Source organism: Sphingomonas sp. AC449, from assembly GCF_979253475.1.
Genome location: NZ_CEEDCZ010000006.1, coordinates 1 through 24,303, shown reverse-complemented (window position 1 = coordinate 24,303; position 24,303 = coordinate 1). Strand labels below are relative to the sequence as shown.

The 24,303-nt window shown below is 67.5% G+C and carries 23 protein-coding genes; 7 read left to right on the top strand and 16 right to left on the bottom strand.

The features are described from left to right. Positions 1-83 precede the first annotated feature (83 nt). Positions 84-965 (top strand): peptidylprolyl isomerase, encoded by an 882-nt coding sequence (locus tag AC0CH3_RS11570; RefSeq protein WP_354303777.1) that lies wholly within the window; start codon positions 84-86, stop codon positions 963-965. Here AC0CH3_RS11570 and mmsB read toward each other — a convergent pair. From mmsB to AC0CH3_RS11550, 4 genes are all read right to left on the bottom strand, one after another. Continuing rightward, positions 962-1,843 (bottom strand): 3-hydroxyisobutyrate dehydrogenase, encoded by an 882-nt coding sequence (mmsB, locus tag AC0CH3_RS11565; RefSeq protein ID WP_465237912.1) that lies wholly within the window; start codon positions 1,841-1,843, stop codon positions 962-964. The genes AC0CH3_RS11570 and mmsB overlap by 4 nt on opposite strands. A 197-nt stretch (positions 1,844-2,040) precedes the next feature. Next, entirely contained in the window at positions 2,041-2,817 is a 777-nt protein-coding gene (locus AC0CH3_RS11560; protein WP_056016979.1) for an enoyl-CoA hydratase, read from the bottom strand. Between the two features lie 104 nt (positions 2,818-2,921). After that, a complete protein-coding gene (locus tag AC0CH3_RS11555) occupies positions 2,922-3,965 on the bottom strand; it encodes an enoyl-CoA hydratase/isomerase family protein (protein ID WP_354303773.1) in 1,044 nt (347 codons plus the stop codon). A gap of 115 nt (positions 3,966-4,080) precedes the next feature. Further along, positions 4,081-5,226 (bottom strand): acyl-CoA dehydrogenase family protein, encoded by a 1,146-nt coding sequence (locus AC0CH3_RS11550; RefSeq protein WP_354303771.1) that lies wholly within the window; start codon positions 5,224-5,226, stop codon positions 4,081-4,083. Between the two features lie 113 nt (positions 5,227-5,339). Between AC0CH3_RS11550 and AC0CH3_RS11545 the strand changes: the two genes are divergently transcribed. Further along, entirely contained in the window at positions 5,340-5,657 is a 318-nt protein-coding gene (locus AC0CH3_RS11545; RefSeq protein WP_354303769.1) for a GIY-YIG nuclease family protein, read from the top strand. 232 nt (positions 5,658-5,889) lie between these two features. On the opposite strand, the gene AC0CH3_RS11540 is transcribed toward AC0CH3_RS11545, so the two are convergent. Beyond that, the gene (locus AC0CH3_RS11540) at positions 5,890-7,437 is read right to left on the bottom strand and encodes a CoA-acylating methylmalonate-semialdehyde dehydrogenase (RefSeq protein WP_354303767.1); all 1,548 of its coding nucleotides are present in this window, start codon (positions 7,435-7,437) and stop codon (positions 5,890-5,892) included. 94 nt (positions 7,438-7,531) lie between these two features. Here AC0CH3_RS11540 and AC0CH3_RS11535 point away from each other — a divergent pair, with 94 nt between their 5' ends. Both AC0CH3_RS11535 and AC0CH3_RS11530 read left to right on the top strand, forming a co-directional pair. Then, the gene (locus AC0CH3_RS11535) at positions 7,532-8,440 is read left to right on the top strand and encodes a LysR family transcriptional regulator (protein ID WP_354303765.1); all 909 of its coding nucleotides are present in this window, start codon (positions 7,532-7,534) and stop codon (positions 8,438-8,440) included. Positions 8,441-8,587: 147 nt separating this feature from the next. Beyond that, positions 8,588-10,531, top strand: coding sequence for a CocE/NonD family hydrolase (locus AC0CH3_RS11530; RefSeq protein ID WP_465237911.1), 1,944 nt, complete (start codon positions 8,588-8,590; stop codon positions 10,529-10,531). Between the two features lie 121 nt (positions 10,532-10,652). Here the strand turns inward: AC0CH3_RS11530 and AC0CH3_RS11525 are convergent, their stop codons facing one another. The 10 genes from AC0CH3_RS11525 to AC0CH3_RS11480 form a co-directional block, all read right to left on the bottom strand. After that, complete coding sequence (locus AC0CH3_RS11525; protein ID WP_354303761.1) at positions 10,653-11,507, bottom strand: pirin family protein; 855 nt, start codon at positions 11,505-11,507, stop codon at positions 10,653-10,655. Between the two features lies 1 nt (position 11,508). Beyond that, positions 11,509-12,075, bottom strand: a complete 567-nt coding sequence (locus AC0CH3_RS11520) for an NADPH-dependent FMN reductase (RefSeq protein WP_354303759.1) — start codon at positions 12,073-12,075, stop codon at positions 11,509-11,511. Positions 12,076-12,097: 22 nt separating this feature from the next. Further along, positions 12,098-12,895 carry a DODA-type extradiol aromatic ring-opening family dioxygenase gene (locus tag AC0CH3_RS11515; RefSeq protein WP_354303757.1) on the bottom strand — a complete coding sequence of 266 codons (798 nt, stop codon included), beginning with the start codon at positions 12,893-12,895 and terminating at the stop codon, positions 12,098-12,100. Positions 12,896-12,995: 100 nt separating this feature from the next. Next, positions 12,996-13,544, bottom strand: a complete 549-nt coding sequence (locus tag AC0CH3_RS11510) for a response regulator transcription factor (protein WP_056017007.1) — start codon at positions 13,542-13,544, stop codon at positions 12,996-12,998. Continuing rightward, positions 13,541-14,881 carry an ATP-binding protein gene (locus tag AC0CH3_RS11505; RefSeq protein ID WP_443019273.1) on the bottom strand — a complete coding sequence of 447 codons (1,341 nt, stop codon included), beginning with the start codon at positions 14,879-14,881 and terminating at the stop codon, positions 13,541-13,543. Before AC0CH3_RS11505 ends, AC0CH3_RS11510 begins: the two co-directional genes overlap by 4 nt. Before the next feature lie 45 nt (positions 14,882-14,926). Then, complete coding sequence (locus AC0CH3_RS11500; RefSeq protein ID WP_354303755.1) at positions 14,927-15,643, bottom strand: SURF1 family protein; 717 nt, start codon at positions 15,641-15,643, stop codon at positions 14,927-14,929. Continuing rightward, the gene (gene cyoD, locus AC0CH3_RS11495; RefSeq protein ID WP_333995014.1) at positions 15,643-16,071 is read right to left on the bottom strand and encodes a cytochrome o ubiquinol oxidase subunit IV; all 429 of its coding nucleotides are present in this window, start codon (positions 16,069-16,071) and stop codon (positions 15,643-15,645) included. Before cyoD ends, AC0CH3_RS11500 begins: the two co-directional genes overlap by 1 nt. Continuing rightward, positions 16,068-16,712, bottom strand: coding sequence for a cytochrome o ubiquinol oxidase subunit III (gene cyoC, locus AC0CH3_RS11490; protein ID WP_056017017.1), 645 nt, complete (start codon positions 16,710-16,712; stop codon positions 16,068-16,070). Before cyoC ends, cyoD begins: the two co-directional genes overlap by 4 nt. 4 nt (positions 16,713-16,716) lie before the next feature. Then, the gene (gene cyoB / locus AC0CH3_RS11485) at positions 16,717-18,720 is read right to left on the bottom strand and encodes a cytochrome o ubiquinol oxidase subunit I (RefSeq protein ID WP_333995018.1); all 2,004 of its coding nucleotides are present in this window, start codon (positions 18,718-18,720) and stop codon (positions 16,717-16,719) included. Positions 18,721-18,732: 12 nt separating this feature from the next. Next, the gene (locus AC0CH3_RS11480; RefSeq protein WP_056017024.1) at positions 18,733-19,944 is read right to left on the bottom strand and encodes a ubiquinol oxidase subunit II; all 1,212 of its coding nucleotides are present in this window, start codon (positions 19,942-19,944) and stop codon (positions 18,733-18,735) included. Between the two features lie 219 nt (positions 19,945-20,163). On the opposite strand from AC0CH3_RS11480, the gene AC0CH3_RS11475 reads away from it, so the two are divergent. Together AC0CH3_RS11475 and AC0CH3_RS11470 are read left to right on the top strand one after the other, a co-directional pair. Continuing rightward, positions 20,164-21,492: an MFS transporter gene (locus AC0CH3_RS11475; protein WP_354303750.1), complete on the top strand. Its 1,329-nt coding sequence runs from the start codon at positions 20,164-20,166 to the stop codon at positions 21,490-21,492. Positions 21,493-21,837: 345 nt separating this feature from the next. After that, positions 21,838-22,197 carry a hypothetical protein gene (locus tag AC0CH3_RS11470; protein ID WP_056017030.1) on the top strand — a complete coding sequence of 120 codons (360 nt, stop codon included), beginning with the start codon at positions 21,838-21,840 and terminating at the stop codon, positions 22,195-22,197. Positions 22,198-22,251: 54 nt separating this feature from the next. Here the strand turns inward: AC0CH3_RS11470 and AC0CH3_RS11465 are convergent, their stop codons facing one another. Then, complete coding sequence (locus AC0CH3_RS11465) at positions 22,252-23,076, bottom strand: class I mannose-6-phosphate isomerase (RefSeq protein ID WP_354303749.1); 825 nt, start codon at positions 23,074-23,076, stop codon at positions 22,252-22,254. Positions 23,077-23,325: 249 nt separating this feature from the next. Between AC0CH3_RS11465 and AC0CH3_RS11460 the strand changes: the two genes are divergently transcribed. Further along, positions 23,326-24,303, top strand: a 978-nt coding sequence (locus tag AC0CH3_RS11460; RefSeq protein WP_465237910.1) for an outer membrane protein assembly factor BamD, incomplete at its 3' end; no start/stop codon positions are given.

Below are 24,303 nucleotides of genomic sequence, written 5' to 3'. Positions count from 1 at the left end.
GCTCTGGAACGCGCCTGCTAGAGCGGGTTTGGCCGCGGTGCAAGCGATTGCGTGATGCGGCGCGCTCGGGCAGTCTCACAGCGATGATCACCGCCCTCCCCGCCGCCCTTCTCGCCGCCGCCCTAGCCCAGGCCACCCCAACGCCGGCGCCTGCCCCGCCGCTGCCGTCCGATCCGGTCGCGGCCGACTGGGTCGCGGTGCCCGATGACGAGATCCTCGTCTTCACGCTGGCGAACGGGCACGGCTTCACGCTCCGGCTCGCGCCCGCCTATGCGCCCGCGCACGTCGCCAACATCCGCGCGCTCGCCCGCGCGCGCTGGTGGGACACCGCGACCAGCGTCTACCGCGTGCAGGACAATTATGTCGCGCAATGGGGCGATGCGACCGAGAAGAAGCCGCTCGTCCCCGGCGTCGCGGACGGGATCGCCGCCGAATATGACATGGCCGGGCCGACCGCGGTCGCACGGCTCACCAAGTCCGACCCCTATGCGCAATGGGCAGGATACAGCGCGGATGGCTGGCCGCTCGCCGGATCGGGCGCGCGGCAGTGGCTGCCGCATTGCTACGGGATGGTCGGCGTCGCGCGTGATCTGGCACCGAGCGTCGGCAGCGGCGCCGAGCTCTACACCGTCATCGGGCATGCGCCGCGCGCGCTCGACCGCAACATCGCGGTCGTCGGGCGCGTCGTCGACGGGATCGAGTGGCTGTCGTCGCTGCCGCGCGGTACGGGGGATCTCGGCTTCTACGCCACGCCTGCCGAACGCAGCCCGATCGTCTCGGCACGGCTGGCGAGCGACCTTCCCGCCGCCACCCGCCCGCATTTCCAGTACCGCGGGGCGCGCAATCCGCGCTTCACCGCCTGGATCGCGGGGCGCGAGAACCGGACGCCGCCCTTCTTCACGGTGCCGGCGGGCGGTGCGGACATCTGCAACGCGCTCCCGCCGGTCCGTCGCACGCCGGGCTAGGCGTTACCCTGCAACGTGCGGATGATCGCGGAGAAGTCGAGCCCGCCGTGCCCGGCCGCGGCGAGCGCCTCGTAGCGCTCGGCGGCCTTCGCGCCCATCGGCGTGTCGGCGCCGACGTCCTGCGCCGCCGCCATCGCGAGCCGCAGGTCCTTGAGCATCAGCGCGGCGGCGAACCCGCCCTGATAGTCATGGTCGGCGGGCGTGTCGGGGCCGATCCCCGGCAACGGCGCATAGCTCGTCATCGACCAGCTCTGCCCCGACGAGACGCTGGCGATGTCGTAAAACGCCTTCGCGTCGAGCCCGAGCTTGTCCGCGAGCACGAACGCCTCGCACGTCGCGATCATCGTCGCGCCGAGGATCATGTTGTTGCAGATCTTCGCCGCCTGTCCCGCGCCGTTGACGCCGGCATGGATCACCGCCTTGCCCATCGCCGCGAGGATCGGCTGCGCGTGCTCGAACGCCGCCGCCGAACCGCCGACCATGAAGGTCAGCGTGCCCGCATTCGCCGCACCGATCCCGCCCGAGACGGGCGCATCGACCGCGGCGAGCCCCTTGGCCTGCGCGGCGTCGGCGACCTGTTTCGCGGTCGCGACGTCGATCGTCGAACAGTCGATCAGGATCGCGGTCGGCGCCGCGACGCCGAACAGCGCATCATACACCTCGGCGACGTGCTTGCCCGCGGGGAGCATCGTCACGATCGCCTCGGCGCCGTCCGCGGCCTCGGCGGCGGAGTCGACGGGCAGGCAGCCCGCCGCCTTCGCCTTGGCCAGCGCGTCGGCGCTCAGGTCGAACGCGCGCACGTCATGGCCGTTCTTCGCGAGGTTCGCGGCCATCCCGCCGCCCATGTTGCCGAGCCCGATGAATCCGATGCGTGCCATGTTCTCTCTCCTAAATCTGCCGCCGCGGCTGTGCCGCTCGCGCTGCGATCCCGCCATATGCGGCGCCGATGTCCCGCACCCCACCACCCCGTCATCCTGACGAAAGTCAGGATCCAGAGCCAGAAACGACACCGCCCTTAACCCTGGATCCTGACGTTCGTCAGGATGACGGGCAGCAACGATGACGGGCGCGCCCGTTACTTGCCCGTCCAGGCCCCCGCGCGCTTCTCGACGAATGCGGCCATGCCTTCGCTCTGGTCCGCGGTGCCGAACAGCCCGTGGAACAGCCGCCGCTCGAACTGGACGCCCATCGCTAGCCCCGTCTCGAACGCCGCGTTGACCATTTCCTTGTTCGCCAGCACCGCGAGCGGCGCCATCGCGGCGATCGTCGCGGCGGTCTTCACCGCCTCCTCGACGAGGTCGTCGGCGGGCACGATACGCGACACCAGCCCTGCGCGCTCGGCCTCGACCGCATCCATCATCCGCCCGGTCAGCACCATCTCCATCGCCTTGGCCTTGCCGACCGCATGCGTGAGGCGCTGCGACCCGCCCATCCCGGGGGACACCGCGAGCTTGATCTCGGGCTGGCCGAACTTGGCGGTGTCCGCGGCGAGGATGAAGTCGCACATCATCGCGACCTCGCAGCCGCCGCCCAGCGCATAGCCCGCGACCGCCGCGATGATCGGCTTGCGAGTCCGCGTCACCTGTTCCCAGCCGGCGAAGAAGTTGCTCGCATACATGTCGGCAAAGCCCTGGCTCTGCATCTCCTTGATGTCCGCGCCCGCCGCGAACGCCTTGGCCGAGCCGGTCAGCACCGCGCAGCCCTGCGACGGATCCGCATCGAACGCGGCGAACGCGGCGATCAGGTCGGCGAGCACCTGCGAATTGAGCGCGTTGAGCGCCTGCGGCCGGTTGAGCGTGACGAGCGTCACGCCCCCACGCTGCTCGACGAGGATCGTTTCGTATTCGGCCATGTCAGTCTCCAATAAGCATCGTCATCCTGGACTTGATCCAGGATCCAGAGCCGCGAACGACGTCGCAAGTAACTCTGGATCCTGACGTTCGTCAGGATGACGGATTAACCCGGCGTCCACGCCTCGGCTTCCGGCAACGGCGCGAAGATCTGGTCGATCACGTGATCGCTCACAGCCTCGGGCGTCGCCGGGTCCCAGCGCGGCGCATTGTCCTTGTCGACGATCACCGCGCGGACGCCCTCGATGAAGTCATGCCGCTGCACGACATGCGCGCCGACCGCATATTCCTGTTTCATCTCGTCCGCGAAACTCGCCATCGCCGCGCCTTCGCGGAGCAGCCGGAGTGACACCTTCATCGTCTGCGGCGACTTGGTCCTGAGCGTCGCAAGCGTCTTTGCCGCCCATTCCCCGCCATCAGCGTCGAGCGCGGCATAGATCTCCTCGAGCACGTCGGACGCGAACAGCCGGTCGATCTCGTCCTTGCGCGCAAGGATCTGCGCTTCGGGCGCGGCAGTCGACAGCGCAGCGAGCACGCCGGCAATATCCTGCGGCATCTCGGCGATCCGCGCCTTGGCAGTGTCGAGTGTATCACTCGGCAGATACTGCGTCGCCAACCCCAGCGCGACACACTCCGCCCCATCGAGCCGATGCCCCGTCAGCGCGAGATACTGCCCGATCCGCCCGGGCAGCCGCGACAGATACCAGCCGCCGCCGACATCGGGAAATAGCCCGATCCCCGTCTCGGGCATCGCGAACTTCGTGTTCTCGGTCGCCACGCGGTACGTGCACGGCAAGGCGAGCCCCACGCCGCCACCCATCGTGATCCCGTCCATGAACGCGACGATCGGCTTGGCATAGACGAACAGCCGGTGGTTCATCCGGTACTCGGCATGAAAGAACGCGCGCGCATCGTTACCGTCGCCAGCCCCCGACGCGGCCAGCATCCGGATATCGCCCCCGGCACAGAACCCGCGCCCTTCGGCATGATCCACGACAATCGCCTCGACCGACGCATCCCCGCGCCACGCCTCGAGCGCCTCCAGCACACCTTCGCACATCGCCAGATTGAGCGCGTGCAACGCCTTTGGCCGGTTCAACCGAATCCGGCCGACAGGCCCTTCATGTTCAACGATCAGATCATCGGTCACGCGATCACCTCCCGGGCAAAATCTCCGCGGCTCCGCGTCTCCGCGTGAGAAAATTCTTTGTTCACGCGGAGGCGCGGAGCCGCGGAGGAGAAGGAGGGAGCAACGCTGCGCGGGCTCATTGACGGGTCAGTTCGCGGCCGACGATCATCCGCATGACCTGGTTCGTGCCCTCGAGGATCGAATGCACGCGCAGGTCGCGCCAGAAGCGTTCGATCGGGTAATCCTGCAGATACCCGTAGCCGCCATGCAGCTGCAACGCGCGGTCGACCACCGACGAGCCCGTGTCGGTCGCCAGCCGCTTCGCCATCGCCGCGAACTTGGTCTTGTCGGGCGCGTTCGCGGTCACCTTGGCCGCCGCGATGTAGAGCAGCGCACGCGCCGCCTCGAGCTCGGTCGCCATGTCGGCCAGCATGAACTGCGTGTTCTGGAAGTCCGCGATCGGCTTGCCGAACTGCTTGCGGTCGCGCGTATAGGCGATCGCCTCGTCGAGACACCGCTGCGCGCCGCCGAGCGAGCACGCGCCGATGTTCAGCCGCCCGCCATCGAGCCCCATCATCGCGATCCGGAACCCCTCGCCCTCGCCGCCGACCATGTTCGCGCCCGGCACGCGGACGCCGTCGAAGATCACCTGCCGCGTCGGCTGCGAATGCCAGCCGAGCTTCTTCTCGTTCGCGCCGAACGAGACGCCGGGCATGTCCTTCTCGATCACGAGGCACGAGATGCCCTTTGGCCCCTCCTCACCCGTGCGGACCATGGTGACGTACACCTCGTTCTCGCCCGCGCCCGAGATGAACTGCTTCGATCCGGTCACGATCCAGTCGTCGCCGTCACGTACCGCGCGCGTCTTGAGCGCGGCGGCGTCCGACCCCGAACCCGGCTCGGTCAGGCAATAGCTCGCCAGCCGGTCCATCGTCACCAGATCGGGCAGATACTTGTCCTTCACCGCGGCCGACCCGAACCGGTCGATCATCCACGCCGCCATGTTGTGGATGCTGATGAACGCGCTCGTCGACGGGCAGCCATACGACATCGCTTCCATGATCAGCGCGGCTTCGAGCCGCCCGAGCGCGATCCCGCCGCTCTCCTCGCTGACATAGATCGACGCGAAGCCAAGCTCGGCCGCCGCCTTGATCGTGTCGCGCGGAAAGATGTGCTTCTCGTCCCACTCGGCCGCATGCGGGGTGATCCGGTCGGCGGTGAAACGGCGCGCAAGCTCTTGGATCTCGCGCTGGTCGTCGGTGAGGTCGAACTGGTTGGTCATCGGGCTTTCCTGTGTCGTCATACTGGGCTTGACCCAGTATCCAGAGCGGCGAATGCTGACGCCTGTGGCTCTGGATCCTGACCTTCGTCAGGATGACGGGGTGGGGGAAGGATATGGCTAGGCAACCCGCGGTCTATATCATGGCGAGCTGGCGCAACGGAACGCTCTACATCGGCGTGACGTCCGACCTGATGGCGCGGATCGTTCAGCATCGCGACGGCATGTTCGACGGGTTCTCAAAGCGATACGGCGTGAATCGGCTGGTCTGGTTTGCGATGGCAGACACGATGGACGCGGCGATCACGCGCGAGAAACAGCTCAAGGTCTGGAAACGGTCGTGGAAGATCGCGCTGATCGAGACGGACAACCCGACCTGGCGCGATCTGGCCGAAGACTGGGGTTTCGCCCCCCTCCCGCCCCCGTCATCCTGACGAAAGTCAGGATCCAGAGCCACGAACGCCGCACTCCGCAACGCTGGATCCTGGATCAAGTCCAGGATGACGGAAGGGTGTGACGCAGACCCACCCCGCGCGGACACCGCATAATCGCCCACCCCTCCGTCACCCTGACGAAAGTCAGGATCCAGAGCCACGAACGCCGCGCTTCGCAACGCTGGATCCTGGATCGAGTCCAGGATGACGGAAGAAAGGGAGCGCACCCCCCTCACCCCATCGTCGGGATGACGAACGCGTCGTTGTTCCGCGCCGGGCCGCCATCTTCCGCCATCGCCGGCAGCGCGGAGCCATCAGGCCAGCGTTGCGTGATCGTCTTGACCTTGGTCCAGAACTTCACGCCCTCCATCCCGTGCTGGTTGGTGTCGCCGAACGCGCTGCGCTTCCACCCGCCAAAGCTGTGATACGCCACCGGCACCGGGATCGGCACGTTGATCCCGACCATCCCCACGTTAACCCGCGCCGCGAACTCGCGCGCCGCGTGGCCGTTGCGCGTGAAGATCGCGACGCCGTTGCCATATTGATGCTCGCTCGGGAGGCGCACCGCCTCCTCGAAATCCTTCGCGCGAACGATCTGGAGGACGGGGCCGAAGATCTCCTCCTTGTACGCCGACATGTCCGTCGTCACGTGATCGAACAGCGACGGCCCGATGAAGAACCCCTTCTCATGCCCCTGCAGTTCGAACCCGCGCCCGTCGACGACGAGTTCCGCGCCCTCGTCGACACCCGTCTGGATCCAGGTCTCGATCCGGCTGCGATGCGCCGCGTTGACCACCGGGCCGTAATGCGCGTCATTGTCGGTCGACACGCCCACGCGCAGCGCCGCGATCGCCGGGATCAGCTTCTCGCGCAAAGCAATCGCGGTCTTCTCGCCGACCGGCACCACCACCGGCAGCGCCATGCACCGCTCGCCCGCGCTCCCGAACGCCGCGCCTGACAGATCGGCGACGACCTGGTCGAGATCCGCGTCGGGCATGACGATCCCGTGGTTCTTCGCGCCGCCCATCGCCTGAACGCGCTTGCCCGCCTCGACGCCGCGACGGTACACATAATGCGCGATGTCGGACGAACCGACGAAGCTCACCGCGCTGATCGCCGGATGATCGAGGATCGCGTCGACCATCTCCTTGTCGCCGTGGACGACCTGGAAGATCCCCTCGGGCAGCCCCGCCTCGAGGAACAGCTCGCCGAGCCGCACCGGCACCGACGGATCGCGCTCGCTCGGCTTGAGGATGAACGCGTTGCCCGTCGCGATCGCGACGCCGCTCATCCACAGCGGGATCATCGCGGGGAAGTTGAACGGCGTGATCCCTGCGCCGATGCCCAGCGGCTGGCGCATCGAATAGACGTCGATCCCCGGCCCCGCCCCTTGCGTATACTCGCCCTTCAGGATGTGCGGGATCCCGCAGCAGAACTCGATCACCTCGAGCCCGCGCTGGATGTCGCCCTTCGAATCCGCGATCACCTTGCCGTGCTCGGACGACAGCAGCCGCGCGAGCTCGTCCATGTTCGCCTCGACGAGCCGCTTGAACTCGAACATCACGCGTGCGCGCCGCTGCGGGTTGGTCGCCGCCCAGCCCGGCTGCGCCTTGTGCGCGGCGGCCACCGCGCGGTCGAGATCGGCCTGCGTGCCAAGCGTCACACGCGCCTGGATCTCGCCGCTGTTGGGGTCGAACACGTCGCCGCTGCGCGCGCCGCCGGAGGGCGGTGCACCCGCGCCGCCGCCTGCGATCAGATGCTCGATGGTGCGAACGGTCATGGCGCCTCTCCTTGTTTTATGGCCCCTACACCACCGCATCCACCACGACACAAGCGATAGACTTGCAGGCGATAGCTGCATATCTGCAGCCGGCATGGACTGGAGCGACCTCCCGATCTTCCTCGAAGTCGCCCGCGCGCAGCAGCTTGGCCGCGCCGCGGCGAGCCTTGGCGTCGATGCGACGACGGTCGGCCGCCGCCTCCGCCGGCTCGAGACCGCGGTCGGCCAGCGGCTGTTCGAACAGGGCCCCGACGGCCAGATCCTGACCAGCGCGGGCGAGGACCTGCTCGCGCGCGCGACCGCGATGGCGGCGATCGCATCGGACATCCGCACCCCGCCCGCGGGGCGGACCGAGGTCGACGGCACGATCCGCGTCAGCGTCGCCGAGGGCTTCGGCACCTGGTTCGTCAGCCGGCATCTCGGCACGCTCGCACAGGCGCATCCCAAGCTCGCCGTCGATCTCGTCGCGACCAGCGGGTTCCTCAACCCGACGCGGCGCGAGACCGACGTCGCGGTCCTGCTCGCGCGCCCGCGCCGCGGTCCGCTGCGGACGCGCAAGCTCACCGACTATACGCTGCGGCTCTACGCGTCGGCGGAGCATCTCGCGGCGCACGGCCCGGTGCACGGCATCGCCGACCTGCGCGACCGGCGGATGATCGGCTATGTCCCCGACATCGTCTACGCGCCCGAGCTGCGCTATCTCGACGAGATCCCGGGCGTCCGCGACCCCGTGCTGCGCTCGTCGAGCATCAACGCGCAGGCGCACATGATCGCGGCGGGCGCAGGGATCGGCGTGCTCCCCTGCTTCATCGGCGAGGCGTATCCGGGGCTCGTCGCGATCCTCCCCGACATCCGCATCAGCCGCGCCTTCTGGCTGGTGACGCACCAGGACACCGGCCGCTTCGACGCGATCCGCGCCTTCACCGACTGGCTCGTCGCCCTCGTCGGCCGCGAACGCGCGGTGCTGGCCCCCTCCCTTCCGTCCCCCCTCCCGTCATCCTGACGCCCCCCTTTTCGTCATCCTGACGAAAGTCAGGACCCAGAGCCAAAACCACCGTCACCCGCGATCTCGTGCCGGCGAGACAAACCCGATTGCCCCCGCGCGACAATTGCGCCTAGCCTGTGGCCATTCCCCTCCCGGAGCGTTTGCATGACCCTCAAGCTCGTCCTCCTCGCCTCGATCGCGCTCGCCACCGTTTCGTCGGCGCAGGTGCCCCAGACTGTTTCTGACAAGGCCGCCCCCGCCGGCGGCGACATTCCCGCCAAGTTCGTCCCCGCCACCGCCAACCGCGACTACGTCAAGCGCGAGGTGATGGTCCCGATGCGCGACGGGACGAAGCTCTACACCGTCATCGTCTATCCCAAGGTGCTGACCAACGCGCCGATCGTGCTGACGCGCACGCCGTACGACGCGAAGTCGCGCGCGACGCGGATGGACAGCCCGAGCATCCTCTCGACGCTGCCGCTCGCCGACGAGATGTTCGTCAAGGGCGGCTATATCCGCGTCTATCAGGACGTCCGCGGCAAATATGGCTCGGAGGGCGACTATGTCGTCACGCGCCCGGTGATCGGCCCGCTCAACCCGACCAAGGTCGATCACGTCACCGACGCCTATGACACGATCGACTGGCTGGTGAACAAGGCGAACCTGCCCGAATCGAACGGCCGCGTCGGCATGATCGGGTCGTCCTACGAGGGCTTCACCGTCGTCATGGCGCTGCTCAACCCGCACCCTGCGCTGAAGGCCGCGGTGCCCGAAAGCCCGATGATCGACGGCTGGATGGGCGACGACTGGTTCCATTACGGCGCGTTCCGCCTCGCCAACATCGCCTGGCTCGGCGGCCAGACCGGCTACAAGGGCGCGGGCAAGGCACCGCCGACGGGCGGCTATGACGATTACGAGAATTTCCGCCGCATCGGCTCGGCGGGCGACTGGGCCAAGGCGTCGGGATACGACCAGCTTCCCTATTGGCAGCGGATGGTCGCGCATCCCGCCTATGACGCATTCTGGCAGGGCCAGGCGCTCGACACACTGCTCGCCGCCAACCCCTCGAACGTCCCGACGCTCTGGGAACAGGGACTGTGGGATCAGGAGGACATGTACGGCGCGATCACCGCGTGGGAGACGCTCAAGGCCAAGGGCAAGATGGGCAACAACCATCTCGTCATGGGTCCGTGGCGGCACAGCCAGGTCAACCGCGACGGCCGCAGCCTCGGCCCGTTCGAGTGGGACGGCGACACCGCGCAGCAGTTCCGCGAGCAGATGGTCTTGCCGATGTTCGACCAGTATCTGAAGGACGGCCCCGCGGTCACGCTGCCCGCCGCGGCGATCTACAACACCGGCGAGAATCACTGGGACAGGCTGACGACCTGGCCACTCGCGTGCGAGACCGGCTGTGCCGCACCCTTGAAGCCGATCTATCTCGGCGCCGAGGGCGGGCTGGGCTTCACCAAGGCGGCGAGCGGCGGCGACAGCTATGTCTCCGACCCCGCCAAGCCCGTCCCGCATCTGCCGCGCCCGGTCAATTTCGGCGACGGTCGCTGGGGCGACTGGCTGGTCAGCGACCAGCGCGGGGTGGATGGCCGCACCGACGTGATGACCTACACGACCGAGGTGCTGACGACGCCCGTCCGCGTATCGGGCGCACCGATCGCGGACATCTATGCCAAGACGACCGGCACCGACGCCGACTTCGTCGTCAAGGTAATCGACGTCTATCCCGACGAGGTCGCGAGCGATCCGAAGATGGGCGGCTATGAGCTGCCGATCAGCCTCGACATCTTCCGCGGCCGCTACCGCGACAGCTTCGCCAAGCCGAGTGCGATCCCTGCCGGCAAGACGCAGCGCTACAAGTTCCGTCTGCCGACGGTGAACCACGTCTTCCAGCCGGGTCACCGGATCATGGTGCAGGTCCAGTCGAGCCTGTTTCCGCTCTACGACCGCAACCCGCAGACCTTCGTCCCCAACATCTTCCTCGCGAAGAAGGCGGACTACAAGAAGGCGACGGTAACGATCGAACGCGGCGGCGCGAATGCGAGCGCGGTGTGGCTGCCGGTGGTGGCGGTCGACCAGTCGGCGGTGCTGGCGAAGTAACTCCCCGCCGCATCACCGTCATTCCCGCGAAGGCGGGAACCCAGACTGGCTGACCTCACGGCTCTTTTACGAAGGCCAGCCAGTCTGGATCCCCGCCTACGCGGGGATGACGGTTAAGGGTTCAAGCGATAACCGGCGCGGGCCCGAACAGCCCCGCCTGGTAATCGCGGATCGCTTCGCCGATCTCCTCGCGCGTCGTCATCACGAAAGGCCCGTGCGCGACGACCGGCTCGTCGATCGGATCGGCATGCCCGAACACCAGCCGCACCGGCCCCGCCGCCGCGACCTCGATCCGGTCGCCGTGCTCGCCGAACGTGACGAGATGCCACGGCTCGACGACCGTCCCGCCAACCTCGGGCCGCCCCTCGATCACATAGAAGAACACGCTGCGACCGCGCGGTGCCGGCAGTGTAACCCGCCCCCCCGCCGCCAGCTCGACCGTCATCATCGCGACCCCGGTCAGCGACTCGACCGGCCCCGCCTGCCCTTCAAACGTCCCCGCAATGACATTCACGACACCGCCGTCGACCGCGACCGCGGGAATATCCTCGCGCTGGAGCCCGGTATAAGCGGGCTTGGTCATCTTGAGCCGCCCCGGCAGATTGACCCACAGCTGCAGGATCTCGAGCGGCCCGCCGTCGCGCTTGAACGACGCGGGCGAGACCTCCGCATGGATCAGCCCCGACCCCGCGGTCATCCACTGCACCCCGCCCGCGCGCATCACGCTTTCGTGCCCGCCGCTGTCGAGATGCGCCATTTCGCCGCTCAGGATGAAGCTGACCGTCTCGAACCCGCGATGCGGATGCGGCCCGAACGGCAGGCCGCTGTTCCCCGGCGCATAGGTCTGCGGCCCATGATGGTTGAGGAACAGGAACGGATCGACCTGCGGCAGCTGCGGCCCCGGCAGCGGCCGCCGCGTGACGAGATCGGCGATGTCGTCACGCTGGGCGGGATAGGTCCGCAGCACGCGCCGCATCTCAGTTCGCCTCGCGCACGGCCGAGGCGGGCCGCGCGATCTCGCGCAGCAGGTCGTCGACCCCGTGCATCAGGAACTCGAGCGTGCCAGCGTCGCCCAGCCGTCCGTCGGTCATCTTCTCGTGCACCGCACCGATCACCGATTGCGGCCGCAGCAGCGTACGCGCGCCGATCGACGCCAGCGTCTCGTTGAGCTGCGCCTGCGCGCGCGCGCCGCCGACCGCGCCCGGCGACGAGGTCAGCGTGAACACCGGCTTCCCCGTCAGCGTCGCCTTGCCGTAAGGCCGCGACGCCCAGTCGAGCGCGTTCTTGAGCACGCCCGGCATCCCGTGATTATATTCGGGCGACGCGATCACGATCCCGTCCGCCTCGCCGATCGCGGCGCGCAAGGCGGCCACCGTCTCGGGCGGCGTCTCGGTGTCGGCGTCCTGGTCGTACATCGGGATCGCGTTGAGCGGGAAGATCCGCAGCGTCGCCTTGTCGCCCAGCGCATCGGCGAGCGATTCGAGGATCGCGGTGTTGAACGAGTGGCGGCGCAGGCTGCCGGAAATACCGAGAAGAAGGGGCATGGACGTGTCTCCTGTGAAAGGGTCAGGCAAAGCTGAAACCGGAAATCGCGGTCTCGAGGACGTGTTCGGCGTAGATCCTGGTCCCGCGCGCCTCCGACGCGCCCGCGGCGACCATCAGTGGCAGCAGATGCTCCGCGCGCGGGTGCGACAGCCGCCCCGCGGGCGCATCGGCCCAGCGATCGAGCGCGGCACCGCGTGCGTCGGGCGCGGCCGCGACCGCGTCGGTCAGCCATGCATCGAACGCCTCGGACGGCGCGGTGAACCGCGGATCGCCATAGCCGCGCATATTGTGGAAGCTCATCCCCGACGCGACGATCAGCACGCCCTCGTCGCGCAGCGGCGCGAGCGCGCGACCCGCCGCACGGTGCAGCGCGGGGTCGAGATCCTTGTCGACCGACATCTCGACCACCGGGATATCGGCCTCCGGAAACGCGACCTTCATCGGCACGAACACGCCGTGATCGAGCCCGCGCGCCGTATCGACCTGCGCCGCGATCCCCGCCGCATCGAGCAATGCCGCGCCGCGCGCTGCCAGCGCAGGATCACCCGGCACGTCGTAGCGCAGGTCATAGGTGTGCGGCGGGAAGCCGCCATAGTCGTAGATCAGCGGCGGCTGAGCGGCGCCGGTAAACGCGAAGCCGCGCGTTTCCCAATGCCCCGACACGACCAGCACCGCACGCGGCCGCTCGGGCAGGCGATCGGCGAGCGTGCGCAGGAACGCCGCCATGCCGGTCCAGTTACCCGCGGGATCCTCCATGAAGAAGCACGGTCCACCGCCATGCGGGATGAACAGGCTCGGCTGGCGCAAGGTCTTGGTCATCGGACGGCTCCCGGCAGGACGGTCCACGCGATCTAGGCGCTGCGATCGCCCCCCGGAATAGCGCGTTCGGCAACACAGCGTTGCCGCGCGCCCCCGCGCATCACTTGACCGGGCGCTTCTCCAGCTTCCGCGCGAGCGTCCGCCGGTGCATGCCCAGCTGCCGCGCGGTCTCGGAGATGTTGAACCCCGTCTCCGCCAGCGTCGCGTGGATCCGCTCCCATTCGAGCGTCTTGATCGTCGCGCGGCGTTCGGTGACTGCGGTGTCGACCTTGCCCTCGGTCCGGTCGAACGCCGCCTCGATGTCGTCGGTGTTCGACGGCTTCACCAGATAATGCGACGCGCCGAGCTTGATCGCCTCGACCGCGGTCGCGATGCTGGCAAACCCCGTCAGCACGACGACGAGGATATCGGGATCGTGCGCGTGCAGCGTCTGGACGCAGACCAGCCCCGACGCCCCGCCGAGCTTCAGATCGACCACCGCATATTGCGGCACCCCGTCCGCCAGCAGCAGCACGAGATCCTCATGGCTCGCCGCCAGCCGGACCGCATAGCCGCGCCGCTCGAACGAGCGTTTGAGCGTGCGCGCGAACGTCTCGTCATCCTCGACGATCACCAGATGCTTCACCGGGGGCAGGCCGTCGTCGTTCATTCGTCACGCTCCAGTGCGATCGCCGCGAGCGGCAGCGTCAGCGTCACTTCCGCCCCACCCGAATCCCGGTTGGCGACCGCGACGCTGCCGCCCAGCTTGCGCATCGCGTTGACCGCGAGGAACAGCCCGAGCCCGTGCCCCGGATCGCGCTTGCTCGACTGATAGGGCTTGCCGAAGCTCGCCAGCTTGTCGCGCGTGAACCCCGGCCCGTGGTCGCGCACGATCAGCGCGAGGTGATCGCCCGTCCGCTCGCCCGAAAACCCGACCCAGTGCGGCGACGCCTCCGCCGCGTTGTCGAGCACGTTCGCGATCACCTGTTTCAGCGCGGGGTCCGACACGATCAGCGGATCGTCGCCCAGCCGACTCGTATAGTCGAACTCGACCCCGGCATGCAGCGCGCGCCAATCCTCGACGATCGCGTCGAGAAACGCGTGCAGCGGCACGACCTCGGGCGCCTCGCCGCGCGCCTCGCCCGCGGCGAGCAGGATGTTGGTGACGATCGTCTTGCACCGCTGCACCTCGGCCTGCATCTCGCCGATCTCCTCGAGCATGCCGGCATCGGTGACGAGCGCGGGCATCCGCTTCCAGTCGTTGAGGATCACCGCGAGCGAGGCGAGCGGCGTGCCGAGCTCGTGCGCGGCGCCCGATGCGAGCAGGCCCATGCGGACGATATGGTCCTCTTCCGCCGCCTGTTGGCGCAGGTCGGCGAGATGCTCGTCGCGCGCGCGCAGGTTCCCCGTGATCCGCGTCATGAACAGCACGAGCAGCGTCGCGATCAGCAGGAAGTTGAGCAGCGACCCGACCGTATAGAGCGCGAAATACTCGCCCGTGTAATCGGTCGGCAGCGCAAGCGGGCGATAGCGGATCGTCAGCAGCGCGAAGCACCCGCCCGTCACCCCGACGATCGCCCAGCTCGACCAGCGATCGAGCAGCACCGCGCCCAGCACGACCTGCAACAGATACAGCGCGATGAACGGATTGGTCGCGCCGCCGCTCAGGTACAGCTGCACCGTCAACAGCGCGACGTCGAGCAGCATCGCCAGCAGCAGCTGCGCATTCGCCCCGCGCTGCCACCCGTAGAGCCGCATGCTCGCGAGGTTGAGCGCGACCGACGCCGCCATCGCCATCAGCATGGGGACGAGCGGCAGGTCGATCCCGAACAGGAACCGCACCGTCAGCACCGTGACGAGCTGTCCCGCCACCGCGATCCAGCGCAGCGTCACCAGCTGCCGCATGTTCGCGTTGCCCGCCGCATCGGTATCGGCGCGCGCACGGCTCAGCCATGTCTGCCACCGCGACGTGTCGAGCGTCATTCGTGTCGTGTCGGGCGGCGTCACGCGGTCGATCCCTCCTGCGACGGCATCAACGCGCGAGCGCGCGTCTCAGCGCCCGTCACGGCGGCGCTCGTTGCGCACGACGATCCCGAAGCCGAGCGCCGTCATCGCGGCAAGGCCGAACCAGGTCAGCATATAGACGAGGTGGTTGTTCGGAAACGCGATGATCGTCAGCCCGCCGACGGGGGCGCCGGTCCCGACCCTGTCGGCATCGATGAAATAGGGCGCGGTGCGACCCAATGCGCGTTTCGCCGCGATCGCCGCGACGTCGCGCGAATACCAGCTGTCGGCGGCGGCATCGTTGCTGCGCAGGAAACCGCCCTTTGGCTCGGTGATGCGCAGATACCCCGTGACCGTGACGGGCCCCGCGGGCCGCGCATGCGTGCGGCGCTGTTCGGGCGAGACATAGCCGCGATTGACGAGGACGCTGAACCCTCGCGCGGTCCGCAGCGGCGTCATCACCCAATAGCCGCTGCCCAGCGCGGTGGCCGCGCGGACCAGCGTCTCGCGGTCATGGACGAACGTGCCGCTGACGCGGATCCGGCGATACGCGTCGCTCGCGGCGGTGATCGCCGGCCAGCGGTCTGGCCCCGGCGGTGCGACCGGCGCGGCGGTCGCGCGCGCGTCGACCTGCCGGATCAGGTCGAGCTTCCACGTACGGCGCTCGACCTGCCACACACCCAGCGCCACGAACCCGGCGAACAGCAGCAGCGCGATGAAGCCTGCCACCCATATCGCCGGCCGCGGCCGGGCATGCGCGGTCATCACATGTCTACCGCGGCCTGCATCGGCATCATGTTCGTGTTCATGTGATACATGACCCAGATCGACCCGCTGAGCGTGATCACGACGAGGATGATCGTGAAGATCAGCGCCATCATCGTCCAGCCATTCTCGGACTTGGTGTTCATGTGCAGGAAGTAGATCATGTGGACGATGATCTGCAGCACCGCGAACAGCATGATGACCAGCGCGGCGGTCGACGGGTCCTTGAACGCCCCCGTCATCACCGCCCAGAACGGCACCGCGGTCAGCAGGACCGAGAGGAAGAACCCCTTGAGATAGCTCCCCCGCGTCCCGTGCGACGCGTGGTCGTTCCCGTGATCATCGTGCCCGTGCGCGTGCCCATGCGCGTGATCGTCGTGCGCATGCTCGGCATGCGCGTCGTGCGGCGTGGCGTGGCGGTCGGTCATCGCAGCGAACCCATCAGATAGACGAAGGTGAAGACGCCGATCCAGATGACGTCGAGAAAGTGCCAGAACATGCTGAGGCACATCAGGCGGCGCTTGTTCGCGGCGATCAGGCCGTGCTTCTGCACCTGCACCATCAGCGTGACGAGCCAGATGAAGCCCATCGTCACGTGCAGGCCGTGCGTGCCGACCAGCGTGAAGAACGACGACAGGAACGCGCTGCGCGTCGGGCCCGCACCCTCGTGGATGAGGGTCGCGAACTCGTACATCTCGATCGACAGGAAGCACAGGCCGAACAGCCCGGTGAACGCGAGCCACATCTGCATGATGCGCTGGCGGCCCTCTTCCATCGACAGCATCGCAAAGCCGTAGGTGATCGACGAGAACAGCAGCATCGCGGTGTTCACCGCGACGAGCGGCAGCTCGAAGATCTCCTTGGGCGTCGGCCCGCCGGCATAGCTGCTGCCGAGCACGCCGTACGCCGCGAACAACACCGCGAAGATGAGGCAATCGCTCATCAGGTACATCCAGAAGCCCAGCATCGTGCTGCTGCCCTCGGGATGATGATGTTCCTCGAGCTGGTAGAACGAGAGGGGCTCACCCTTCTCGTCCAGACCATCCTTCTTCAATGATACCGAAGACATCGCGTCAGGCTCCCTGGGTCGCGAGCAGGCGGGTGCGCGCGTCCTCGCTGGCGATCACGTCCTCGACCGGGATGTAGAAGTCGCGCTTGTAGTTGAAGGTGTGGAAGATCGTCGTGGCGAAGATGCCGACCAGCGCCAGACCCGCCAGCCACCACATGTACCAGATCATCGCGAAGCCGAACGCCACGCTCAGTCCGGCCAGGACGACACCGGTGCCGGTGCCGCTTGGCATGTGGATCTTGCGGAAGCCGCTCAGCGGCCGCTCGTGCTTGCGGTCCTTCATGTCGTACCAGGCGTCCAGGTCGTGGACGACGGGCGTGAACGCGAAGTTGTACTCCGGCGGCGGCGACGAGGTCGCCCACTCCAGCGTACGACCGTTCCACGGATCGCCGGTGTGGTCGGCAAGCGCCTCGCGGTTCCGGATGCTGACGAAGATCTGCATCAGGAAGGCACCGATGCCCGCTGCGATCAGCGCTGCGCCGAGTGCGGCGATGACGAACCAGATCTGCAGGTTCGGATCGTCGAAATAGCGCATCCGGCGGGTCACGCCCATCAGGCCGAGCACATAGAGCGGCATGAACGCGAGGTAGAAGCCGACGACCCAGCACCAGAACGAGATCGTGCCCCACTTCGGGTCGAGCCGGAAGCCGAACGCCTTGGGGAACCAGTAGTTGATCCCCGCGAACATCCCGAACAGCGTCCCGCCGATGATCACGTTATGGAAATGCGCGACCAGGAACAGCGAGTTGTGCAGCACGAAGTCGGCTGGCGGCACCGCGAGCAGCACGCCGGTCATCCCGCCGATCGTGAACGTCACCATGAAGGCCACCGTCCACATCATCGGCAGCTCGTACCGGATCCGCCCCTTGTACATCGTGAACAGCCAGTTGAAAATCTTGGCCCCGGTCGGGATCGAGATGATCATCGTGGTGATGCCGAAGAACGAGTTGACGCTCGCGCCCGACCCCATCGTGAAGAAATGGTGCAGCCAGACGAGATACGACAGGATCGTGATGACGAGCGTCGCATAGACCATCGAGCTGTAGCCGAAGAGGCGCTTGCCCGAGAAGGTCGAGGTGACCTCCGAAAAGATGCCGAACGCCGGCAGGACCAGGATGTAGACCTCGGGGTGACCCCAGATCCAGATCAGGTTGACGTACATCATCGGGTTGCCGCCCGCGTCGTTCGTGAAGAACGCCGTGCCGATATAGCGGTCGAGCGACAGCATCGCGAGCACCGCGGTCAGCACCGGGAAGGCGGCGACGATCAGGATGTTGGTGCACAACGCGGTCCAGGTGAAGATCGGCATCTTCATCAGGCCCATGCCGGGTGCGCGCATCTTGACGATCGTCGCGACCAGGTTGACGCCCGACAGCAACGTGCCGACGCCCGCGATCTGCAGCGCCCATATGTAATAGTCGACACCGACATCGGGCGAATAGGCGATCCCCGACAGTGGCGGCATCGCCAGCCAGCCGGTCCGCGCGAACTCGCCGATGAACAGCGACATCATGACGACGACGGCACCGGCCGCGGTCATCCAGAAGCTGAAATTGTTGAGGAACGGGAACGACACGTCGCGCGCACCGATCTGGAGCGGGACGACATAGTTCATCAGGCCCGTGACCATCGGCATCGCGACGAAGAAGATCATGATCACGCCGTGCGCGGTGAACACCTGGTCATAGTGATGCGCGTTGAGATAGCCTTCGCTACCCCCGAACGCCATCGCCTGCTGCAGGCGCATCATGATCGCGTCGGAAAATCCGCGCAGCAGCATGACGATCGCGAGCACCATGTACATGATGCCGATCTTCTTGTGGTCGACGCTGGTGAACCACTGGTTCCACAGATAGCCCCACACCTTGAAATAGGTGAGGGCCGCGACGAGTGCGGCGCCGCCGATCGCCACCATCCCGAACGTCGCGACGACGATCGGTTCGTGCAGCGGCAGCGACTCCAGCGTGAGCCGCCCGAAGATGGTCTTCAACAGGGTATCAGACATCATGGTTCTCTTGACCTAGCCGAGGGCGAGGCGTTGCGTGCCGGGTGTCGGCACTGGGATCATTTGCGTGTGGTTGCGGTTCTGCGAGGCGCCGGGGGCGTTGTTGCCGCCGTCCGATTTCGTCGTCGCGGGTGCGGACCAGTGCGGGGCGTTCCCCTTCTCGTCGGCATCCTTCATCAGCGCGCCTTCGACGCGGGTCGAGCCGTCCTGCGGACCGCTCCCGCCGTTGACGCCGGGCATCGCCATGCCGCCATGCGCGTCCTTCTTCATCAGATCGGACATGCACGCCTTGCCGGGCTTGACGCACTGCTCGACGATCGCCTGGAAAAGCCCCCCGTCGACCGCACCGAAATAGCGGACCGGGACCTTCTCGCTCGGCTTTTCGAGCTGCATGTAGTTGGTGCGGTTCAGCCCGCCGCCGCCGTTCCGGACCTTGGCGACCCAGGCATCGAAGCCTGCGTCGGACACGCCGTGGAAGCGGAAGCGCATCCCCGAGAAGCCCGCGCCGCTGTAATGCGACGAGAAGCCCTCATAGTTGCCGGGCTTGTTGATCACCGCGTGCAGCGTCGTCGCCATCCCGGGCATCGTGTAGATCATGCCCGCGAGCGCCGGGATGTAGAACGCGTTCATCACCGACGACGACGTCATCTTGAAGCGCAGCGGGCGATCGACCGGCGCGGCCAGCTCGTTGACCGTTGCGATGCCGTATTCGGGATAGATGAACAGCCATTTCCAGTCGAGCGCGACCACCTGGACGTCGAGCGGCTTGCCGCCCGTGATCGTCTGCTGGTTGTCCGAAAGCTGGCCGATCGGCGCGTTCTCGCCGACATCGCTGGTCTGCGCCGAGATCCGGCCGAGCGGGCGATACGGGTCGAGCAGATGCGTGCTGGTCCATGTCAGCGCGCCGAGCGCGATGATGATCAGCAGCGGCACGCCCCAGATCAGCAGCTCGAGGCCGATCGAGTGATCCCAGTTCGGCTCGTACTTCGCGGCCTTGTTCGCCTGGCGGTAGCGATAGGCGAACAGCAGCGTCAGCACGATCACCGGAATGATGATCAGCAGCATCAGCCCCGTGGAAATGAGCACCAGGTCGCGCTGCTGCACCGCAATATCGCCCGACGGCGACATCACGACCCAGTTGCACCCACTGATCAGCAGCGCGGGCAGCACGGCGGCTGCGCGTAAGAGCCAGGATCTAGGCCTGGAATTCGATAGCTCGGCGGTCATACGCTCGCCCCTACGCCGCAGTTCGGTCATACCATAGTGGACAATTTGTCCAATGGGCGCCGCACTGCAGCAAAGGCATGGCGCTCATGCTGCGACAGACATAGGCGTTACGGAGAGAGTCCGAAAGGCCCTGCCCGCAGGTGAAAAAACGGCGTATGATCAATGCGCCGTCCGAACAGGCCATGGGCGGCGTGCCGCCTCACGGAAGCGAGTTTGAGAATGAGTGCACACGCAGGATCGACGTCTTTCGAGGACGATACCCGCGATCTCCACGATCACGGCAAAAAGATCTCGCCCGGCGAGATCGCGATCGGCGTGGTCATCGGCCGGACGTCGGAATTCTTCGACTTCTTCGTCTATGCGATCGCCTCGGTGATCGTCTTCCCCGCGCTCGTCTTCCCCTATGTCGACCGGCTGCAGGGGACCATCTACTCGTTCGCGGTCTTCGCGCTCGCGTTCATCGCGCGGCCGTTCGGGTCGATCATCTTCATCGCGGTCGACCGTCTCTATGGCCGCAGCGCGAAGCTGACGATGGCGCTCTTCCTGCTCGGCACCGCGACCGTCGCGATGGGCTTCCTGCCCGGCTATGAGCAGGTCGGGAACTGGTCGGTCGTGCTGTTGTCGCTGCTGCGAATCGCGCAGGGCATCGCGCTCGCCGGCGCATGGGACGGTCTGGCCTCGCTGCTGTCGCTCAACGCGCCCGAGGGTCGCCGCGGCTGGTACGCGATGCTGCCCCAGCTCGGCGCACCGTTCGGCCTGCTCGTCGCCAGCGGGCTGTTCGCCTTCTTCGTCGCGACGCTGCCCGCCGCCGACTTCATCGACTGGGGCTGGCGCTATCCGTTCTTCGTCGCGTTCGCGATCAACGTCGTCGCGCTCTTCGCCCGCCTCCGCCTCGTCGTCACGCCCGAGTTCGAGACGCTGTTCGAATCGCGCGCGCTTCAGCCCGCGCCCGTGCTCGACACGATCCGCGCAGAAGGCCGCACGATCGTGCTCGGCGCGTTCGCACCGCTCGCCAGCTTCGCGCTGTTCCACATGGTCACCGTGTTCCCGCTCTCGTGGATCGTGCTCTTCACCTCGGAGACGCCCGGCCGCTTCCTGACGATCGAGGTCATCGGCGCCGCGATCGGTCTCGGCGCGACGCTCGTCTCGGGGCTGCTCGCCGACCGGATCGGCCGCCGTACGCTGCTCGGCAGCACCGCGGTGCTGATCGCGCTGTTCGCGATCGGCGCACCGATGCTGCTCAGCGGCGGTCCGACCGGCGAATGGGCGTTCATGATCATCGGCTTCATGCTGTTCGGCCTGTCGTTCGGCCAGTCGTCGGGGTCGCTCGCGACCAGCCTCGGCAAGACGCACCGTTATACCGGCTCCGCGCTGACGACCGATCTCGCCTGGCTGTTCGGCGCGGGCTTCGCTCCGCTCGCGGCGCTCGTCCTGTCGAGCGAACTGGGTCTCGCCGCCAGCGGCGCGTATCTCTTCTCGGGTGCGGTCTGCACGCTGATCGCGCTCGGCGTGAACAAGGAACTGGCGAAGCGCGCGAACGAGCGCTGACCCGCAAACGACGACACCGTGACGGGGCGCCTTGCGCGTCCCGCCGGTGTCCCTGACCCGACCCACCCCACGCGCTCTCGTCCGCCGTCGCAGCCCTGCGGCGGCGGTTGACGTTACGGCAACGGCTCGTCGCAAATCCGCCGGGCCCGTCGCGCGCGCCGATTGACGCGCGAAAGACCGTACTGTACCGGACGGTATCGAAGACGATCGGGCGATACCGCCACGCCGCGTCGGATACGACTCGGTTCGCGAACGCCCTGCGCCTCGCCGATCACCGCCTGCCCATTCCAACCGCGTCGCGCGCTGGTGCGACGTGACCATCTGCCCATCCGAAGAGACCCGATCATGGCCTATCTCGACCTCGACAACCTGTTCGCCGCCCCCGCCGGTTCGGCCAGTGGCAGCCGTGTCATCGCGGCGCGCACGGGGTTTTCGGCGCTCGAGTGGAACGTCATCCTGCTCGCGCGCAACGACAGCGTCGCCAGCCTGTCGAGTCGCGGCCGTGTCGCACGCGCGCTCGGCGCGATCTTCGGGATCGCCGCACAGGCGCCGCTCGCGGATCCGCGGCTCGAGGCACTCCGCCGCATCGCGGTCCACGCATGGCGCAAGGGGCTCGCGCTCCCCGCCGCCGAGATCGAGCGATTCGTCGCCGCCGGCTTCCACCGCGCGCAGATCGACACGCTGATCGCGCGCGTCACCGCCTGACACGGCGCTTTGAAACCCGGCGAACCGGGGCGCACCCCGATTCGCCGTCCCGCGTCAGATCCGCGTGGCGCCCGAATAGGCGAACAGCACGTCGGCATCGTCGCCCAGCACGACCTGCTCGCTGCCCGTCACCGTGACGCACTCGCCCGCCTTGAAATCGACGCCCGCGACCGAGCCCGACCCCGTGACCGGGATCAGCCAGCCGGTCTTGCCCTCGGGCAGCGTTACCGCATGCTCGCGTCCGCTCCACCGCTCGAGCACGAATTTCGGCCCCTCGACCTGGATCGTCCGCCCCTCGGACACGCGGCCGGGCGACGTGATCGGCTGATAGGGCACGGGGTCCGACACCGCGATGCCGTCGTCGAGATGGAGTTCGCGGTCGCTGCCATAATCATAGAGGCGGTACGTCGTCTCCGAATTCTGCTGCACCTCGATCACCGTCAGCCCGCCGCCGATCGCATGGATCGTGTCCGACGCGCAGTACATGAAGTCGCCCGCCTTGACCGGCTTCCAGTACAGCTTGTCCTCGATCGTCCCGTCGACCGCGGAGGCGCGCAGTTCCTCGTGCGAGATCGGCGTCTTCGTGCCGACCGCGATCGTCGAATCGGGTTCGGCGGCGAGCACCGTCCAGCATTCGTCCTTGCCGCGCGGCAACCCGCGCGCATGCGCCTGGTCGTCGTCGGGATGCACCTGCACCGACAGTTTCTCGCTCGTGAACAGGTACTTGATCAGCAGGTCGGGGGTCGTGTCGCCCGGCTCCTGGAACCACACCTCGCCGATCGGCGGCGAACCCGGCGCCGGATCGTCGAAACCGGGCCAGAGGGTGTGACGCCCCCATGGCTTCTCGACACGATGCGTGTGGAGCAGGGTGGCGGGCATAGGCTATTCCTTCTGACGTCGGGCGTATCGGCTCGGACATAGCCCTCGCGACGCCCGGTGGCGAGACGCTGTTAACGCGGGGGTTAACGCGGGGGTTAACGCGGGTCGTCCGCGTCCGATCCGACCCCGCCGGTTCGCCCCGCCCCGTTTGCACCGGGTCAGCGCGATCCCCCCGTGCGATCCGCCCGTGCAATCCCCCCGCCGAAGGGGATTGTTCGTGCGGCCCCGGTTACGCTAAGGACGACGTCCATGCGTATCCCCCAGTCTCGCGCGCTCACGATCGCGCTCCTCGCCGCCATAGCGCTCCCGATGGCCGGATGCGCGAGCTCGCGCACCTCGACCGACATTCCCTATGTCGCGCGCGACGTTGGCACGCTCTACTCGCTGGCCAAGCGCCGGCTCGATCAGGGGCGGTACAAGGAGTCGGCGCAGCTCTTCGACGAGGTCGAGCGCCAGCATCCCTATTCGATCTGGGCCCGCCGCGCGCAGGTGATGAGCGCGTTCAGCTATTATCTCGACGCCGATTACACCAAGTCGATCCAGTCGGCGCAGCGCTTCATCTCGGTCCACCCCGGCAACCGCGACGCCCCTTATGCCTATTACCTGATCGCGCTCGGCTATTACGAGCAGATCACCGACGTGACGCGCGACCAGAAGATCACGCGCCAGGCGCTCGACGCGCTCGGCGAACTGATGCGCCGCTATCCCAACACGCGCTACGCGTCGGACGCGCGGCTCAAGATCGATCTCGTCAACGACCATCTCGGCGGCAAGGAGATGGAGATCGGCCGTTTCTACGAGACGCGCGGCCAGTGGCTCGCCGCGAACGGCCGCTTCCGCACCGTCGTCGACCAGTATCAGCAGACCACGCACACCCCCGAGGCGCTGATGCGGCTGACCGAGACCTATCTCGCGCTCGGCGTCCCGATCGAGGCTGAGAAGGCCGCGGCGGTGCTCGGCCGCAACTATCCCGGCACGAGCTGGTACCAGCGCGCGTACAAGCTGATGCAGGAGCACCCGGTCAAGCCGCTCGCGCCGATCGCGACCGGCGCGCAGGTCGTCCCCGCGGGCACCCCCGGCGCGCTTCCCGCCGCCGGCCTCGGCGAGGCCCCGGCGATTCCCGGCTCGGTCGGCAATGGCGGCTCGGGCTCCGCCGCCCCAAGCGGCGCCGGCCCCGTCGGCCCCGCCGGCACCACCCGCACCACCCCCGGCAACGGAGCGGGGGGC

What these genes read in the sequence shown, in the direction of transcription:
- AC0CH3_RS11515 (WP_354303757.1), bottom strand. Translation starts at nt 12,895, where the DNA reads ATGACCAAGACCTTGCGCCAGCCGAGCCTGTTCATCCCGCATGGCGGT.
- cyoD (WP_333995014.1), bottom strand. Translation starts at nt 16,071, where the DNA reads ATGACCGACCGCCACGCCACGCCGCACGACGCGCATGCCGAGCATGCG.
- AC0CH3_RS11540 (WP_354303767.1), bottom strand. Translation starts at nt 7,437, where the DNA reads ATGACCGTTCGCACCATCGAGCATCTGATCGCAGGCGGCGGCGCGGGT.
- cyoB (WP_333995018.1), bottom strand. Translation starts at nt 18,720, where the DNA reads ATGATGTCTGATACCCTGTTGAAGACCATCTTCGGGCGGCTCACGCTG.
- AC0CH3_RS11550 (WP_354303771.1), bottom strand. Translation starts at nt 5,226, where the DNA reads ATGACCAACCAGTTCGACCTCACCGACGACCAGCGCGAGATCCAAGAG.
- AC0CH3_RS11560 (WP_056016979.1), bottom strand. Translation starts at nt 2,817, where the DNA reads ATGGCCGAATACGAAACGATCCTCGTCGAGCAGCGTGGGGGCGTGACG.
- AC0CH3_RS11465 (WP_354303749.1), bottom strand. Translation starts at nt 23,076, where the DNA reads ATGCCCGCCACCCTGCTCCACACGCATCGTGTCGAGAAGCCATGGGGG.
- AC0CH3_RS11475 (WP_354303750.1), top strand. Translation starts at nt 20,164, where the DNA reads ATGAGTGCACACGCAGGATCGACGTCTTTCGAGGACGATACCCGCGAT.
- AC0CH3_RS11545 (WP_354303769.1), top strand. Translation starts at nt 5,340, where the DNA reads ATGGCTAGGCAACCCGCGGTCTATATCATGGCGAGCTGGCGCAACGGA.
- AC0CH3_RS11570 (WP_354303777.1), top strand. Translation starts at nt 84, where the DNA reads ATGATCACCGCCCTCCCCGCCGCCCTTCTCGCCGCCGCCCTAGCCCAG.
- AC0CH3_RS11520 (WP_354303759.1), bottom strand. Translation starts at nt 12,075, where the DNA reads ATGCCCCTTCTTCTCGGTATTTCCGGCAGCCTGCGCCGCCACTCGTTC.
- AC0CH3_RS11500 (WP_354303755.1), bottom strand. Translation starts at nt 15,643, where the DNA reads ATGACCGCGCATGCCCGGCCGCGGCCGGCGATATGGGTGGCAGGCTTC.
- AC0CH3_RS11470 (WP_056017030.1), top strand. Translation starts at nt 21,838, where the DNA reads ATGGCCTATCTCGACCTCGACAACCTGTTCGCCGCCCCCGCCGGTTCG.
- AC0CH3_RS11510 (WP_056017007.1), bottom strand. Translation starts at nt 13,544, where the DNA reads ATGAACGACGACGGCCTGCCCCCGGTGAAGCATCTGGTGATCGTCGAG.
- AC0CH3_RS11530 (WP_465237911.1), top strand. Translation starts at nt 8,588, where the DNA reads ATGACCCTCAAGCTCGTCCTCCTCGCCTCGATCGCGCTCGCCACCGTT.
- AC0CH3_RS11535 (WP_354303765.1), top strand. Translation starts at nt 7,532, where the DNA reads ATGGACTGGAGCGACCTCCCGATCTTCCTCGAAGTCGCCCGCGCGCAG.
- cyoC (WP_056017017.1), bottom strand. Translation starts at nt 16,712, where the DNA reads ATGTCTTCGGTATCATTGAAGAAGGATGGTCTGGACGAGAAGGGTGAG.
- AC0CH3_RS11480 (WP_056017024.1), bottom strand. Translation starts at nt 19,944, where the DNA reads ATGACCGCCGAGCTATCGAATTCCAGGCCTAGATCCTGGCTCTTACGC.
- mmsB (WP_465237912.1), bottom strand. Translation starts at nt 1,843, where the DNA reads ATGGCACGCATCGGATTCATCGGGCTCGGCAACATGGGCGGCGGGATG.
- AC0CH3_RS11525 (WP_354303761.1), bottom strand. Translation starts at nt 11,507, where the DNA reads ATGCGGCGCGTGCTGCGGACCTATCCCGCCCAGCGTGACGACATCGCC.